This window comes from Halobacillus shinanisalinarum, from assembly GCF_022919835.1.
Classification (GTDB): domain Bacteria; phylum Bacillota; class Bacilli; order Bacillales; family Halobacillaceae; genus Halobacillus_A; species Halobacillus_A shinanisalinarum.
The window spans coordinates 3,895,660-3,910,388 of record NZ_CP095074.1 but is presented as its reverse complement, the minus strand read 5'-3'; the positions used below and the strand labels follow the sequence as shown (position 1 = coordinate 3,910,388).

General features: G+C 41.5%; 17 protein-coding genes. 6 read left to right on the top strand and 11 right to left on the bottom strand.

Annotation, left to right across the window (positions count from 1 at the left end; genetic code table 11):
• The 6 genes from trpB to MUO14_RS19270 form a co-directional block, all read right to left on the bottom strand.
• Entirely contained in the window at positions 1-1,194 is a 1,194-nt protein-coding gene (gene trpB / locus MUO14_RS19295) for a tryptophan synthase subunit beta (protein ID WP_396265723.1), read from the bottom strand.
• Positions 1,175-1,831, bottom strand: a complete 657-nt coding sequence (locus tag MUO14_RS19290) for a phosphoribosylanthranilate isomerase (RefSeq protein WP_244752179.1) — start codon at positions 1,829-1,831, stop codon at positions 1,175-1,177. The genes trpB and MUO14_RS19290 overlap by 20 nt, the downstream gene beginning before the upstream one ends.
• Positions 1,831-2,592: an indole-3-glycerol phosphate synthase TrpC gene (gene trpC / locus MUO14_RS19285; RefSeq protein WP_244752178.1), complete on the bottom strand. Its 762-nt coding sequence runs from the start codon at positions 2,590-2,592 to the stop codon at positions 1,831-1,833. The genes MUO14_RS19290 and trpC overlap by 1 nt, the downstream gene beginning before the upstream one ends.
• Positions 2,585-3,607, bottom strand: coding sequence for an anthranilate phosphoribosyltransferase (trpD, locus tag MUO14_RS19280; protein WP_244752177.1), 1,023 nt, complete (start codon positions 3,605-3,607; stop codon positions 2,585-2,587). Before trpD ends, trpC begins: the two co-directional genes overlap by 8 nt.
• Positions 3,604-5,124, bottom strand: a complete 1,521-nt coding sequence (gene trpE, locus MUO14_RS19275) for an anthranilate synthase component I (protein WP_244752176.1) — start codon at positions 5,122-5,124, stop codon at positions 3,604-3,606. Before trpE ends, trpD begins: the two co-directional genes overlap by 4 nt.
• A 352-nt stretch (positions 5,125-5,476) precedes the next feature.
• Positions 5,477-5,878 carry a GNAT family N-acetyltransferase gene (locus tag MUO14_RS19270; RefSeq protein WP_244752175.1) on the bottom strand — a complete coding sequence of 134 codons (402 nt, stop codon included), beginning with the start codon at positions 5,876-5,878 and terminating at the stop codon, positions 5,477-5,479.
• A 267-nt stretch (positions 5,879-6,145) separates the two neighbouring features.
• Here MUO14_RS19270 and MUO14_RS19265 point away from each other — a divergent pair, with 267 nt between their 5' ends.
• A complete protein-coding gene (locus tag MUO14_RS19265; RefSeq protein ID WP_244752174.1) occupies positions 6,146-6,634 on the top strand; it encodes a hypothetical protein in 489 nt (162 codons plus the stop codon).
• A gap of 116 nt (positions 6,635-6,750) precedes the next feature.
• Positions 6,751-7,863 (top strand): NADH:flavin oxidoreductase, encoded by a 1,113-nt coding sequence (locus MUO14_RS19260; protein ID WP_244752173.1) that lies wholly within the window; start codon positions 6,751-6,753, stop codon positions 7,861-7,863.
• Positions 7,864-8,005: 142 nt separating this feature from the next.
• On the opposite strand, the gene MUO14_RS19255 is transcribed toward MUO14_RS19260, so the two are convergent.
• The gene (locus tag MUO14_RS19255) at positions 8,006-8,257 is read right to left on the bottom strand and encodes a hypothetical protein (RefSeq protein WP_244752172.1); all 252 of its coding nucleotides are present in this window, start codon (positions 8,255-8,257) and stop codon (positions 8,006-8,008) included.
• 144 nt (positions 8,258-8,401) lie between these two features.
• Between MUO14_RS19255 and MUO14_RS19250 the strand changes: the two genes are divergently transcribed.
• The 4 genes from MUO14_RS19250 (at position 8,402) to MUO14_RS24420 (ending at position 10,020) form a co-directional block, all read left to right on the top strand.
• Positions 8,402-8,992: a TetR/AcrR family transcriptional regulator gene (locus MUO14_RS19250; protein ID WP_244752171.1), complete on the top strand. Its 591-nt coding sequence runs from the start codon at positions 8,402-8,404 to the stop codon at positions 8,990-8,992.
• Positions 8,993-8,994: 2 nt separating this feature from the next.
• Positions 8,995-9,345: a DMT family transporter gene (locus MUO14_RS19245; RefSeq protein ID WP_244752170.1), complete on the top strand. Its 351-nt coding sequence runs from the start codon at positions 8,995-8,997 to the stop codon at positions 9,343-9,345.
• On the top strand, positions 9,345-9,659 hold the full coding sequence (locus MUO14_RS19240; protein ID WP_244752169.1) for a DMT family transporter: 315 nt from the start codon (positions 9,345-9,347) through the stop codon (positions 9,657-9,659). The genes MUO14_RS19245 and MUO14_RS19240 overlap by 1 nt, the downstream gene beginning before the upstream one ends.
• Positions 9,660-9,897: 238 nt before the next feature.
• On the top strand, positions 9,898-10,020 hold the full coding sequence (locus tag MUO14_RS24420; RefSeq protein ID WP_255822134.1) for a hypothetical protein: 123 nt from the start codon (positions 9,898-9,900) through the stop codon (positions 10,018-10,020).
• Positions 10,021-10,077: 57 nt separating this feature from the next.
• Here MUO14_RS24420 and msrA read toward each other — a convergent pair whose 3' ends face one another.
• The 4 genes from msrA to nadE all read right to left on the bottom strand — a co-directional run bounded on the left by msrA (position 10,078) and on the right by nadE (position 14,498).
• Positions 10,078-10,773 carry a peptide-methionine (S)-S-oxide reductase MsrA gene (msrA, locus tag MUO14_RS19235; protein ID WP_244752168.1) on the bottom strand — a complete coding sequence of 232 codons (696 nt, stop codon included), beginning with the start codon at positions 10,771-10,773 and terminating at the stop codon, positions 10,078-10,080.
• Positions 10,774-10,840: 67 nt separating this feature from the next.
• On the bottom strand, positions 10,841-12,769 hold the full coding sequence (locus tag MUO14_RS19230; RefSeq protein ID WP_244752167.1) for an endonuclease MutS2: 1,929 nt from the start codon (positions 12,767-12,769) through the stop codon (positions 10,841-10,843).
• 412 nt (positions 12,770-13,181) lie between these two features.
• Positions 13,182-13,739: a cysteine hydrolase family protein gene (locus MUO14_RS19225; RefSeq protein WP_244752166.1), complete on the bottom strand. Its 558-nt coding sequence runs from the start codon at positions 13,737-13,739 to the stop codon at positions 13,182-13,184.
• Between the two features lie 9 nt (positions 13,740-13,748).
• Positions 13,749-14,498 (bottom strand): NAD(+) synthase, encoded by a 750-nt coding sequence (gene nadE / locus MUO14_RS19220; RefSeq protein ID WP_244752165.1) that lies wholly within the window; start codon positions 14,496-14,498, stop codon positions 13,749-13,751.
• Positions 14,499-14,729 lie beyond the last annotated feature (231 nt).

Genomic DNA, 14,729 nt, shown 5'->3' with positions numbered 1-14,729 from the left:
TTATTCCTCCTCCTGAAAGTGCTCCATTAATGTCGCCATATCTTTATCTCCGCGGCCGGAAAGGTTGATTAAAATCGTTTGGTCTGAACTCATTTCTCCGGCTTCCTTAAAAGCTTGTGCCAACGCATGGGCACTTTCAATCGCTGGAATGATTCCTTCTTGTTCCGTCAAAAGCTTCAGGGCATCTAGTGCTTCCTGGTCGGTAATCGATTCATACCTTACCCGTTTCGTCTGAAAAAGATGGGCGTGTTCAGGTCCAATTCCTGGATAGTCAAGACCTGCTGAGATGGAATAAGGTTCGGTAATTTGTCCATTTTTATCCTGCATTAAATACGTTAGTGAACCGTGAATTACACCAGGGTTCCCTTTGGTCAATGTAGCCGCATGTTCTGGTGTATCAATTCCTTTACCCGCAGCTTCCACACCGATCAATTCAGGCGAATCTTCAAGAAACGGATAGAACATTCCCATCGCATTACTTCCGCCTCCAACACAGGCGTAAATACGGTCAGGCATGTTCGTCTCCACTTCTAAAAACTGCTGCTTTGATTCATCACCAATCACACGCTGGAAATCCCTTACCATTTTCGGATAAGGGTGCGGTCCGACGACAGAGCCGATTAAGTAGAAATGATCCTCACAATTCGCAACCCAGTAGCGAATCGCTTCATTCGTTGCATCCTTCAATGTGCCATTCCCGCTTGAAACCGGAATCACTTTCGCTCCGAGCAGCTTCATACGAAATACGTTCAGCTCTTGCCGGCGAATGTCCTCTTCTCCCATATAAACCTGGCATTCGAGACCGAACTTAGCTGCTACTGTCGCCGAGGCGACGCCGTGCTGGCCAGCTCCTGTTTCTGCAATGATTTTCTTTTTGCCCATTCTCTTAGCCAAAAGTCCTTGACCAATCGCATTGTTCATTTTATGGGCACCTGTATGATTGAGATCTTCTCGTTTCAAATAAATCTTAGCGCCGCCTAAATGATCTGTCATTTGATCAGCAAAGCTTAACGAAGTAGGGCGTCCGGCATATTCCTTTAGTACATCATGATATTCTTGCACGAAATCGGGATCATTCATTGCTTTCGTCAGCTCTTCTTCTAATTCTTGCAAAGGTCCCATCAATGTCTCTGGAACATACTTGCCTCCAAAATCTCCAAATCGACCTTTAATGTCAGGAAAAACTTGCAACATGGTGATCCACCTCTTTCAATACGGCTTGAATTTTATTAATATCTTTCTGTCCATTTGTTTCAATTCCACTTGATATATCGATTCCATCGGGCTCATGTGTCATCAACTGTTTGATATTATCAGGGTTGATACCGCCTGCAATGAAGCAAGATACATTGTGATCGTTAGCCATTTGCTTGTAACTTTGGATGGCCTCCCAATCAAATTGAACACCCGTTCCACCATGAGCGCCGTCTACTTTTGAATCGATGACATAGCCATCTGCTACTCCTTGGAAAAGATCCATTTGCTCTTGACCATTCGCTTGATGGTGAATCACCTTCCACACAGGCAACCCGAAAGTTTCTTTGATCTTTAACACTTCAGAAACGGTCTCATTGCCATGAAGTTGTATGACATCAAGCGGCGCAAACGCCAACACTTCATCAAGCTGGTCAATAGAAGGATCGACAAAGACACCGACAAGCTTCTGCTTTGGCCGAACCTTTCTAATCCACCTGCCGACCTGCTCTGGCCGCACATAACGCTTTGTTTTATTAACAAAAATAAATCCGAGATGAGTGGCTGACGATGAAGCCGTTTTTTCAACATCACTAAGAGATCGATTCCCGCACAATTTCACTAATGGTTCATACATCACACATTCACCCCATTCATCAGCTTTCCAACAGCCTGTTTAATATTGTCCTGACTCATGAGGGATTCCCCCACTAATACTGCCTCTGCTCCATAACCTGCAACCTGCTGAATATCATCGTGTGTGAATATCCCACTTTCAGAAACGAGCAGCGACTCTTTTGGAACAAGCTCCGCCATCCGCTTCGTTTGCTCAAGTGATGTTTCGAAAGTGTGCAAATTACGATTATTAATCCCGACAATCTCTGGTGTAAACTGGTTCAACACTCCCTCCAGCGTCTCCTCACTATGCACTTCAACAAGCACTTCAAGCCCCGCTTCATATGCTTGCAAATAAAGTTCATGTAATTTGCTCGCTTCCATCGCTTCTCCAATTAACAAAATGGCATCGGCACCAATTAACTGACTCTCAGCCACTTGAACTGGATCGATAATGAAATCCTTCCTCATCACCGGTACATCCACAAATTTTTTAATATCAGTTAAAAAATCACGATGTCCCTGGAAGAAATGCTGATCGGTAAGTACAGAAATCGCCTGCACCCCAGCATCAGCGTATTGTTTTCCCACCATCACATGATTAAAATCATCACGAATAATTCCTTTCGAAGGGGATGCCTTCTTCACCTCAGCAATTAATCCTGCAGTATAAGGGGATTGTTTCAAAGATTGATAGAATGATTGCTTGGTTACTTCCGCTTGCTCTGGCAAGTATATTGTTTCAATTTCTTGTTTTTTGATAGCTAAAATGGTTTCAAGCATACTGACGATTCTCCTTTTCTCCCTGAATCGATGCGAAATATGATTGCACGCTTCCACTCTTAATCGCGTCTTGGACATGTTTTACGCCGTCCGTTAAGTCAGAAGCTTTTCCTGCCACATACAGACCTGCTGCAGCGTTCATCGTTACGATTGTCATGGCACTCTCCTTGGCGTCGCCTATGATGACTTGCTTAATTAAATCGGCACTTTGTTGACTGTTGGAAATCTGAATATCCTCAAGCTTCCCTCTCGTTAAGCCAAGTTCTTCGGGTGTAATGGTAAACCTATGAATCTCACCGTCTTTTAGCTCAACTAGGTCTGTAACACCTGTCATGGTAATCTCATCCAGACCATCTCGACCGGTAGCCAGTAACACGTGCTTAGAGCCTAGCTGGTTTAGCGTTTCTGCCATCTTTTCAGCGTAGGCCGTATCATAAATGCCAATGAGCTGACGCTTGGCGTTCGCCGGATTAGCCATCGGGCCGAGTAGATTAAATACTGTGCGAAAGCCTAGTTCCTGCCGTGCTGGCACGGCGTGCTTCATCGCCTGATGGTAGTTCGGGGCGAACAAGAAGGTCATCCCTTTTTCTGAAATCGCCTTGGCCCCTTGTTCTGGTGTCGTATCAATCGGTATGCCTAAGGATTCCAGCACATCAGCACTACCGCTTTTTGAGGATACTTTACGGTTGCCGTGCTTAGCGACTTTCACACCCAGTGCGGCTAATATAATAGAAACGGCTGTGGATATATTAAAGGTTGAGCTACTATCGCCCCCTGTTCCACACGTATCAACGATGTCAGTTTGCTCTAAATCAAGTTTCGTCATATTCGCACGCATCGCGCGAACGAAGCCGGTCATTTCCTCAACGGCTTCTCCTCTATGACGCATGACAGAAAGCATACTCATAAGTTGACCTGTTGATACTCCCCCTTTCATGATTTGGTTCATTGCTGCATAAGCTTCTTCTTCTGTTAAGATATCTCCCTCTACGATTCTGGTCAATTGTTGTTTCATTTTGTCTCAGCTCCTTCTCTACTCTGCTCAAATAACTGCTGGGCTAACTCTATCGTACTTTTTAGGGCACTTGCTTTGTTCAATGTTTCTTGATATTCAGCCTCTGGATCCGAATCGGCTACAATGCCGGCACCTGCTTGAACATACACTTTCCCATTTACGAGTGTCATCGTTCGGATTGTGATACACGAGTCAATATTGCCGTCAAATCCTAAGTACACAATTCCCCCGCCGTAAAGATGACGTGGGGTTGGTTCTAATTCCCTTAGGATTTGCATGGCCCGAACCTTTGGTGCTCCTGATAACGTACCAGCTGGAAAAGCTGATATCAGGGCATCAATCGGTGAAATCTCTTCTTTTAGCTGGCCTGTCACTTTACTAATAATGTGCATAACCTTTGAGAAGCGTCCGATCGTCATATAATCATGGACGTTTACGGTTCCATATTCAGATACCCGCCCGATATCGTTTCTAGCTAAATCAACCAGCATGCGGTGCTCGGCTTGCTCTTTCTCATCAGCAAGCAACTCTTCAGCAAGAGCATCATCCTCTTCTTGTGTAGCACCGCGTTTTCTTGTGCCGGCAATCGGATGGATCTCAAGCTCACGAGCCTGAACTTGTAACAAGCGTTCCGGTGAGCTGCCAATCACTTCAACATCTTGAAAGTGTAGATAAAACATATATGGAGAAGGGTTTACTTTTCTCAAGACCCGATAAAGTTCAAAACCGCTTCTATTTGTTATTGCCTCAAAACGTTGTGATAAAACAGCTTGAAAGATATCGCCTGCTCGAATGTACTCTTTAATTTTTTCTACATCCTTCTTAAAGGTCGGTTTATCATAATTACTTGTTAATTCAATCAATGGTGACTGTCCATCCTCGTCTTCATCTGCCAGCATTAAATCGGGTAAGAAGCTTTTTTCCTTTAATGACTGTCCAACATTTTGCAGTTTTTCTTTTGCCAAATTAAAGGTCTGGGCAGCATCTGTTTCATCATCAAGCCTTGCATACGTTAAGATCGTCGTTTCCTTTGTTTTATGGTGATAAGCGATGAGGGTCTGACAAAATAACAGATGATAATTTGAGAGACTTATATCGTCGCTAATGGCTTCAGGAATCGGCTCATAATCGGAAATCGCGTCATACGCCATATACCCGACGGCGCCTCCCCTAAATGGTAAAGGAACTTCCGCAGGTTTCACATGAAGAGCTTCCACAGTGTCTTCAAAAGCTGCCTTCAAGGAAGATCTGCTCCCTTTTTCACCTGTGTGAAAATCATGGATGATAAATTGATCATCACTTTGTTGAATCTCAATCATCGGATCTAAACCAATAAATGAGTAATTAGACCATGGTGATTCAGGGTCTTGGCTCTCAAGCATATAAACCGCTTCGTCTTTCAAAGCATGAAACATGTGAATCGGTGTTAATGTGTCAGTATAGAAGGTTTGGGTAATTGGAATTGTGTGGTATTCCTTTGCACTTGCAAGGAACGATTCCATTGTGGTCGTACTCATATGTGCTCACCTCTCCATAAAAGTTTTATGGAAAATGAGACGTTGAGGGGTTAAAAATTAGTGGATGAAACATTGTAAAAATTGGCTTAGGCCACCGAAAACCCTTCATCGTGCAGGTCCTGTCGATCCCTTAGCTCTCTCTGCTCTTCTCACCCTAATTTCCTCAACTCATCTAATCTCATTCTCTACTCTTTGTACTTTCAAACAGTGTATTAAATTCTGATAATAAAGTCAAACCATTCCTTTTCTAACAAGCTACATGCTTAGAAAACTCGCCCAACAACCATTTATCCCCACCTCAGGTCATCCAGATTCTGGATGACCTGAGGTGGGGATTTTTTGTAACTTTTGATTATACGCTTTCCTCTGCTGATTTTCTAAGGCCATAAAAAGGGCGGAAACCGCGATTGACATAATATTCTTGAGAAGTGCTCGTAGCAAGCATCTCAATTCTTGTACTTGGGTAACATTCATGTGCCAAATTGATTAATTGTTGTCCAATTCCTAGCTTGCGATAATTTTCCATAACTAGGACCTCACAAATATATAATGTAATCGCACCGTCAGTCAGCCCTCGCAGATATCCAATTACATCGTTTCCATCTAAAGCTACTAACGCAAGATCTGAATTAAGTAAAGCTTGGATCGTTTCTTGACTGTGTCCAGCTAGATTGTCCCATCCTTCTTGTTCAAGTAAAGACTTGATCACATCAAAGTCATTCTCCTGAAACGTGCGAATTACAAAATCACTCATTAGGATACACCCCTTTTTAATAGATAAATTATAAAATACTGACCCATGTCTTCCATTTTCAAACCCTTCTTTAGTTAGTTTTCTATGGGTTTGAAGTCTTGCCACCTATACCGCCTTAATCATATAACGATCTGCCCCCTGCCTTGGTTTCACATGAACGTCATTAATTCTAAATAATCGCGATTCTAGAGGTTTTTTTATGTTTAAACATTTGTGCTAAAATATATTCTAGGTGTGTGATGTTGCTTAATGTAGGGGGGCATGAATGTGAAAGTCATCAAAAGATTATCTGTCATGATTATTTCCTTTGTTCTATTAGTAGGCTGTTCATCTGGACCTGATCTTTCTCTAAGTCATTTGAAAGAACTCTATCCTGAAGCCTTCGCAACTCCAATTGAAGCTTTGCCACAAGAAAAACAACAAAAATTAGGGTTGCCGCAAGAACTGCCTTTTGAATTGCAATCACTAGAAGCTGTTGTTGAAGGGGACGAAGTTGAAGTTATATATCAATCAGAAACTACGAATAAGGCTCTCGTTCGGACAATTTTTAACCCTGGTAACGACTTAGAGGAATCTGAATTACAAATCCCTCTTGATTCAGGAATCCTAGCAGGGGTTCAAGAACGAGAAGATCACGTTTTCGTAGAATGGTATAATGGAGATAAAGATGTCATCTATCAACTCGAATATTCATCGGAAGCGAAAAAGGAAGAACGATTGAAACAAACCATGGAAATAACCAACTCTATAGAATAATCCTAGGCCGTCACTTCAATCGTGGCGGTCTTTTTCTGTCTGCTTTTCCCTAAAGTAGTTTAACTGTCTCGATTTCGGGATAAATTAAGATTAATGTGGAAAAGGAGATGAATGTAATGAAGGAAGAATATAAAGCGCTATTTGAAAAATTAGCGGTCAACCAATTACAGCTTAACAATCGATATGTAGTTGCACCTATGACGAGAATTAGTGCTGAAAATAACGGAATAGCCAATGAAACAATGAAAGCCTATTATGAACGCTATGCGAAGGGCGGCTTTGGGACAATCATTACAGAAGGGGTTTACCCGGATGAAGAATATTCACAAGGGTATCACAACCAACCTGGTCTCGCGAACGTTAACCAAATGAAATCTTGGAAGCCGATCGTAGAAGGCGTACACAAACATGGGGCTGCTTTTATAGCACAGCTTATGCATGCCGGCTCCCAATCTCAAGGCAACATTCATGCGAACGATACCATCGCTCCATCTGCCGTACCTCCACAGGGTGATATGGTTCCCCTCTACGGCGGGGAAGGCCCCTATCCGACTCCTATTGAAATGACCCACGCGAACATGGAACAAGTGAAACAAGGGTTTGTTACGGCTGCTATCAATGCTAGGGAAGCAGGCTTTGATGGCGTAGAGATCCACGGGGCGAACGGTTACTTGCTAGATGAATTTCTTACCGATTATATGAACCTGCGTGAAGATCAATACGGAGGGGCTACAGGAAATCGAGTACGCTTTCTAACAGAGATCATTATTGAAGTTAGAAAAGCAGTCGGAAGAGAATTTATTGTTGGCATCCGAATATCACAAGGGAAGGTCTCAGATGGCGAACATCGCTGGGCTCTTGGAGAAAGTGATGCCAAGACAATATTTTCGAGTCTGGATAGTACCCCGCTTGATTATATTCATGTTACTGATGCTGACGGAACTAAGCCAAGCTTTGGAGAAGGAAGTAAATCCATCGCTGCAGCAGCTAAACAATACAGTAGATTGCCAATCATGGCAAATGGTCAATTACAGGATCCAGCTATAGCAAACTCCTTATTGCAGGAAGATCAAGCAGATTTAATTAGTCTAGCTACAAGTGCTTTACAAAATCCAGATCTTCCTAATCGAGTGAAGCAGGACGCAGAAGTCGTCCCTTTCGATTTTAAATCGATTATGCTTCCGAAAGCTTATATTAAAGAACATGAATTAAAAATGGAGATCATGTAAAATCAAAAATCAGCGAAGACTGACTCCGCGGATTTTTTAATTATTTCTCAAAAGAGAGCTCCAATTGCTGAACTTACAGATATAAATGAATGCTCTATAATACAAACACCGATCCATACTCTCACGAATATGGATCGGTGTTTTACACTTCACTTGAAGGCTTCTCATAATTCTTCCCAACAATTTGCACCTGTTTTAAATTTCCAATACTGTCGAAGTCAATTGCCAAGGTATCCCCTGCTTTCGCGAATGCAATTAATCGTTCTTTCAGTACTAGAAACTCACTTCTCTCTGCATCCTCCTGGACCAATATTGCATATGAACCATCATAACGGTCTAGCTTGTATTTATTCATGGATATGTCCCCTTCTACCGAAATTGTATGAACGTTCAAAAAATTACCTCCTATGTTTTACATACCCCCCTCCTTTATGGATAAACGTGTCGAAAATTGTAAAAAGCAATCTTCCCCTCTAGACAAACAAAAAAATCGATGATAACATTAAACTACCGACCGTTAGTTAGTGAGGAATACAAAATGTCTAAACAAAAAATTATAGATGTCAGTCTTGAGTGTTTTGCTTATCATGGCTATGAAAATACGAGTCTTACAAATATTGCTTCCAAAGTAGGAATCAAGAAACCTTCTCTTTACAATCACTTTTCCAGTAAGGAAGAAATTTTTCTTGAAGTATTAAAGGAAGTAGCTGTGAAAGAATCCGAGCACTTCAAAGACTTCAACAGACAAACAGGGGATCAACCCATTAAGCAGCGACTTGAGAAAGTTTATCATTTCTATGTTGACCACATGGCAAACTCAACCGAAGGCACGTTTTTTAAGCGTTTTACTTTCTTTCCGCCTGAAGACTTCTCTGATGAAATTAAACAAGTATTTCTTCAAGTAGAAGAGCAGGCGAATGATATTATCCGTCCTATTTTCAAGCAGGGAATGGAGGAAGGCACGTTGCGTCATCTTCCTATTGATGAAACACTATCCGCCTTCTACACGCTGATCGACGGACTATTTTTGGAAGAAAACTTTTACGATAAAGATACACTGGCTAAGCGAGAGCAAGCCAGCTTTAAAATCTTTTGGCTTGGGGTACAAAAATCAAGCGAGGAGGATTAACTATGGCCTGGATCTATTTATTCATAGGGGCCCTGTTCGAAATTGGCTGGGCCGTTGGGCTGAAAATGTCAGAAGGCTTTACAAGACCTGTTATTACTGGTCTTACACTATTATCAATATTCATTAGCTTCTTTTTATTTACAAAAGCATTAAAAATGATCGACATCGGCACAGGATACGCTATCTTCACAGGAATTGGCGCAGCTGGTACAGCCGTAATCGGAATGGCATTTCTTGGCGATATCAAAAGCGCCGGAAAGGTCTTTTTTATTGCCGTTTTAATCTTTGGGATTATCGGATTGAAAATGTCGGATACGCCAAAGGTGGAAAATCTTACTGAGGAGGGGTTATAATGTCTTGGATCTTTTTACTTCTTGCTGGCACAGGTGAAATGTTCGGTATGTTATTCCTCAAGCTTTCAGATGGATTTCGAAAACGAATCCCGACTTTGCTGGCCATTGTTTCAGGTGGATTAAGTTTATATTTCCTATCCTTATCTCTTAAAGAATTGCCTATTGGCACGGCATATGGAATCTGGACAGGAATAGGGTCTGTCGGAACAGTGCTGCTCGGTATTCTATTATTTAAGGAAAAAGCAAGCGTACAACGACTCTTTTTCATCAGTTGTATTATCGCTGGAGTTGTGGGTCTAAAGCTTGTTTCCTAATGGGACAATTTTTTCTAATAGATTTACTCAAAAACGTATTGCAATCGTCCTAGATAGCAAGTAAAATAAAAAAGGAAAATTCTAGCGATTAGACAACATCCGATCCCTTTTTTGAAAAAATTGATAGAGTACGGTGGATTTCGACCCATTGCAATATTTTTACCATTCATTGTAGGGATCTCTTACAGGTCATACGTCTATAGAGTATAGAACACATTATTCCTTGGAGGGCTCTTTAATGAGAAAAGTACTATTTGCAATCTTGCTCCTCATTGTTTTTTCATTCGGGTTCGTTGGTTATACTGATCTTCAATCCAAACCGACAATGAGTGAACCTGCTGCTGAAACGGAACAGTATTAAGAGGAAACATTAACATAGTAAAACCCGCTATCTGGTAGTTCCAGACAGCGGGTTTTCTTATTGTGATTCTTTTTTCGGTAGATCTAACATACGATCTTCTCCCCACGTCTCTTCTAAATAATCATCACGTCCGGAATTCCCACGGTAAAATTTATACCTTAACTCATTTTTCTTATAATAATCCTGGTGATATTCCTCTGCCCGATAAAATTCTTCTGCAGGGCTGATAGGTGTAACGATTTCTCCTTCAAAACGTCCTGAATCAGCCATCTGTTGTTTAGACTGCTTTGCTAGCTTTTGCTGCTTTTCAGAGTTGTAAAAAATCGCAGTCGTATATTGATAGCCTCGGTCAACAAACTGGCCTCCATCATCAGTAGGATTAATCTGCCTCCAAAATACATCCAACACCTGTTCATACGTAATCACATCTGGGTCAAAGTAAACTTGGACAGCTTCAATATGCCCTGTCCCGCCAGCCGATACTTCCTCATAAGTAGGACTTTCCGTCTCTCCTCCTGTGTAACCGGAAACTACTTCTTTTACACCTTTAAGCCTTTCAAAAGGCGGCTCCATACACCAGAAACAACCGCCGGCAAAGGTCGCTACTTTATAATCATCTGGTATATCCTCTGCTGAGACCATTTCACTTTCATAATTTCGTTTTGTCAAGTACGAATAAGCTTCTGGAATAACGAGCACGCCGGCAATGACTAGGATTCCTGCAATCACAAACCACTTGATTCGCTTGCTCATATTATCACCTCATTGATATGGTTACTTCAATCATAGCATGCATGCAGGGGTATAACGAGAAAACTGTTTATTCCTCTTCATCTAAGCTTAATCCTTCTATATGCTTTCTTCCCATTTGATGTTTGATTTTCCGGTATTCCTTTGATTTAAAAATAATATCAAAGTCATAGTCATCTGGGTAAAGTTCACTGGCCGGAATGTGCAGCTTTAGCCGCTTATGGTTAATCGTTTGCTTCTCCCCTTTAATTTGGACAATATAGTTCCCCTTTTTATCTGGTCCTTTGTAAACAATCGCTGTTTCTCCCGTCGCTTGCACAGTTACATTGTCACCCATTTGAAATTGACTGGCTTTGTCGTCATTCTTTTCTTGTGACTTTGCCTGACGCTGACCATATCGATTGACAGCAATTTGCTGCATGTACTCCATCTTCCCAAGCTTTGCCTCATCCACGTGAAAATGGGTAGCTTTTTTATAGGTAATCGCGTAAGCTTTCTCAATAATCTGAGGGTGGAGTCCTAGCTTAAGGGCAATATCAAATGCCTGGCTTTTCCCACTTGCACCTAAAGTGAGTTTATAAGTTGGTTTTAAAGTTCCAACATCAAATTCCATCGCTGCATTTAAGAATCCTTGCTTCGTGTTGGCATACTCCTTCATTTCACTGTAGTGTGTTGTAGCTAAGATGGTTGAACCTTTATCTGCCAGTTGATCCAGGATAGCGGTAGCCAAGCCCATCCCTTCTCCGGGGTCGGTTCCAGATCCCAACTCATCTAGCAGCACAAGGGTGTGATCATTGGCCTGCTTGATCACTTCTATGATATTCACAAGTCGTGAGCTAAACGTGCTTAAATTTTCCTGAATGTTCTGGCCGTCGCCGATATCAACGAGAATGTGTTGAAAAAGGGGAAGTGAGCTCCCTTTAGCTGCGGGGATGTGCAAACCCGATTGTGCCATTAACGACAGCAGACCCACTGTTTTAAGTGTAACTGTTTTCCCGCCGGTATTCGGACCAGTAATCAACAGGCTTTGAATCTCACCATCCAAAGTGATCGTTAACGGAATAGCCTGTTCTCCTAATAGAGGGTGCCTGGCTGCCTTTAAATCTATCACACTCTCATCATTTAAAACGACAGAATTCCCGTTAACCTGTTTACTATATTTTGCTTTTGCAAAAATAACATCATATTTATGCATGGTATCAATCGCCACTGATAACTCTTGTTCATAAGCAACCACTTCGTTTGTGAGTACGTAAAGGATTTGCTCGACCTCCTGTTCTTCACTTAGCTTCAGCATCTGAAGTTCTTCTTGCTGAACAGTGATCTCATCTGGCTCAATGAAGATAGTTGCCCCTGAAGAGGACTCGTCAATGACCGTCCCCTTTACTTTGTTCCGACTCTCCCTTTTAATAGGAAGCGTATATCTACCACCCTTTTCAACGACCATTTTTTCTTGCATAAGCGGCTTGTATTTAGCAGATTTAGTCATTTGGTCAATTTTCTCTTTTAGCTTCGTATATTTGGCTGTTTTCTGTTTTCTAATTTTAGCAAGATGGCTAGAGGCGTAATCATCCACCTGGCCATGACGGATTATGCGATGAATCTCCTCCTCAAGTAACGTTAAATCGGCAATCGACCAGGCGTATAAGCTAATGGTAGGTGCGATCATTTCCTTCCCATTCATAAACCGCTTCAATTTTGTACAATGATTGAGAAACGATACGAGGCGAGCGAACTGATCAGCTCGAATAAACATACCCTTCTTCGCTTGTTCGATCATATAAGTGACATCACTTAATGAATGAATAGGAACATTCCCGCTGCCAGCCAAAATCACTTTTGCCTCTTCAATTTCAAGATGCAAATGGCTAATCAACCTTTTACTTCGTGACGGGACAATGGCTAAAATTTCCTCCCTGCCTTCGTTCGTTAGTGCATAACCAGCTGTTTCTTCTAAAATTTCCTTAAACTCTAAACTCTGATATGATTTAGTATTCAAAGTAGATGCCTCCTATTTTTTATAAATCCATAAAAAAAGCCACGATAAGCACAAAGCTCATCGCAGCTCATGTATGGATTGTAAGGAGAACGAAAACGCACAGATGCGTTCATTCATGTGCTCCACCATTTAGAAAGACATAAAAAAGCTATGACTTAAGAAAGCCATAGCCTTAGATACTTCTTTCATTTCTGCTATGATTATGCTTGTTCTTAACTGTTTCTAAAAAAATGGAAACACAAATCTGACCTGCCTCAAAGCACGTCTTTTTCACATTTCTTCAGAACGTATCCAATTAATGGGATTAGTTAAGAACAACCACACTCATAATTCATTCTCCTCTAAGAAAGGAATTTAAATGGTAGAACACATTCGTTCTCTTCCTATAGGATAGTCAACTTTTTGAAAAAAGTCAATCTTTAAAAACGGTATCAAAATTGGCATCGTAACTCTTGATGGTCTTTGCGGAAAGTGATCGCTCTATAATCTTTAATGCGTTCTGATTATCTTCTCTCTGTTCTGAGGCCACACAATCCCTTGGCACCCATAGATCAAATCCACGCATATAAGCATCATTGGCCGTGAATAAAACACAAATATCACCCGCTACCCCAGTTAAGATCAGATTGGACACCCTCAACTGCTCTAAAAGGATGCCAAGCTGTGTACCAAAGAACGCGGAGTGCTTTGGTTTAATGATAAAATAATCATCTTCTTCAGGGAGTATTTCGTTAATTACAGGCTCCCCCAGGCCCTTCTTACACTCTTTGATTAGCTCTGTCTTGTTATCCTGCCATAAACCGAAATTATCATTGACATAAATAACAGGCATCTCTTTTTGTTTGACCACAGACTTCAACTTTTGCAGATTAGCCGTTATGGCTTTTGTATTTTCAAGAAGGTTCTCTCCTCCATCGAAATCCATTTTATTAATCATATCAATAATCAACAGTGCGGTTTGTTGCGACATACTATCTCCTCACTTTTTTTCATATTTAGGAGGCCCGGCTGGAACTTGCCTTTTGTGTTCTGTCCGTTCATGAATCTCGCCGAGACGCTGTTCATCTTCGGGAGGAATATCTTCTCCTCGCAGGTAGGCATCAATCGTTTGATAGGAAATGCCCATCTCTTCTTCATCAGACTGGCCTTCCCAAAGTTCAGCGCTTGGTTTTTTCCTAATCACAGAGTCTGGCACATGTAAGTACGCGGCCATTTCCCGCACCTCTTCTTTTCTCATATGAATAAGGGGAACAAGATCTACTCCACCGTCTCCAAATTTTGTGAAATAACCGGTAAAATCTTCAGCGGCATTGTCTGTTCCTATTACTAAGTAACCATAATTGTTAGCAACAGCGTACAGTGTACTCATCCGCATTCGTGCTTGAAGGTTTGCACCTCCTAATTGGGATTTTTCTTCTTTCCAATCCCCTTTCTCCACTAGCTTTTTTTGTATAGATGAATAGGTTTCTTTATAAGCATCGGTTAGTTCTATACCTACATAATCAAGATCAGCTTGCTCCACAGTGGCTACAGCATCCGTTTGATCTTCCACCCGCTGATTAATCGGTAGAATCACTCCAAGTGATTGGTCTGGAAACGCACGTTTAATTAAATTAGCAACGACTGCAGAATCGATGCCGCCACTTACTCCAACGAGAGCTCCTTTCGCTCCTGCTTCTTTAACCTTTGTTTGAAGCCAATTGACAAGATGTTGAACTCTTTGTTCCATATTATAATAACTCCCTTCATTTATAGAGGATGTTCAAAAAGTCACAAAATGATAAACGGCGAATTTCTTTGTTGCTCAGTTTTTCCGGTCCTCACGTAGGAAAGGTATACGCTGTGGTCCTCAAAACGTTCGCGCCTCGAACTTCTTGTCTCTCATTCGTCAACTTTTTGAACACACATTTATAGATCTTTATTTCACTATGTTCCTTTCTGCAAAAATAGGTAAACATAA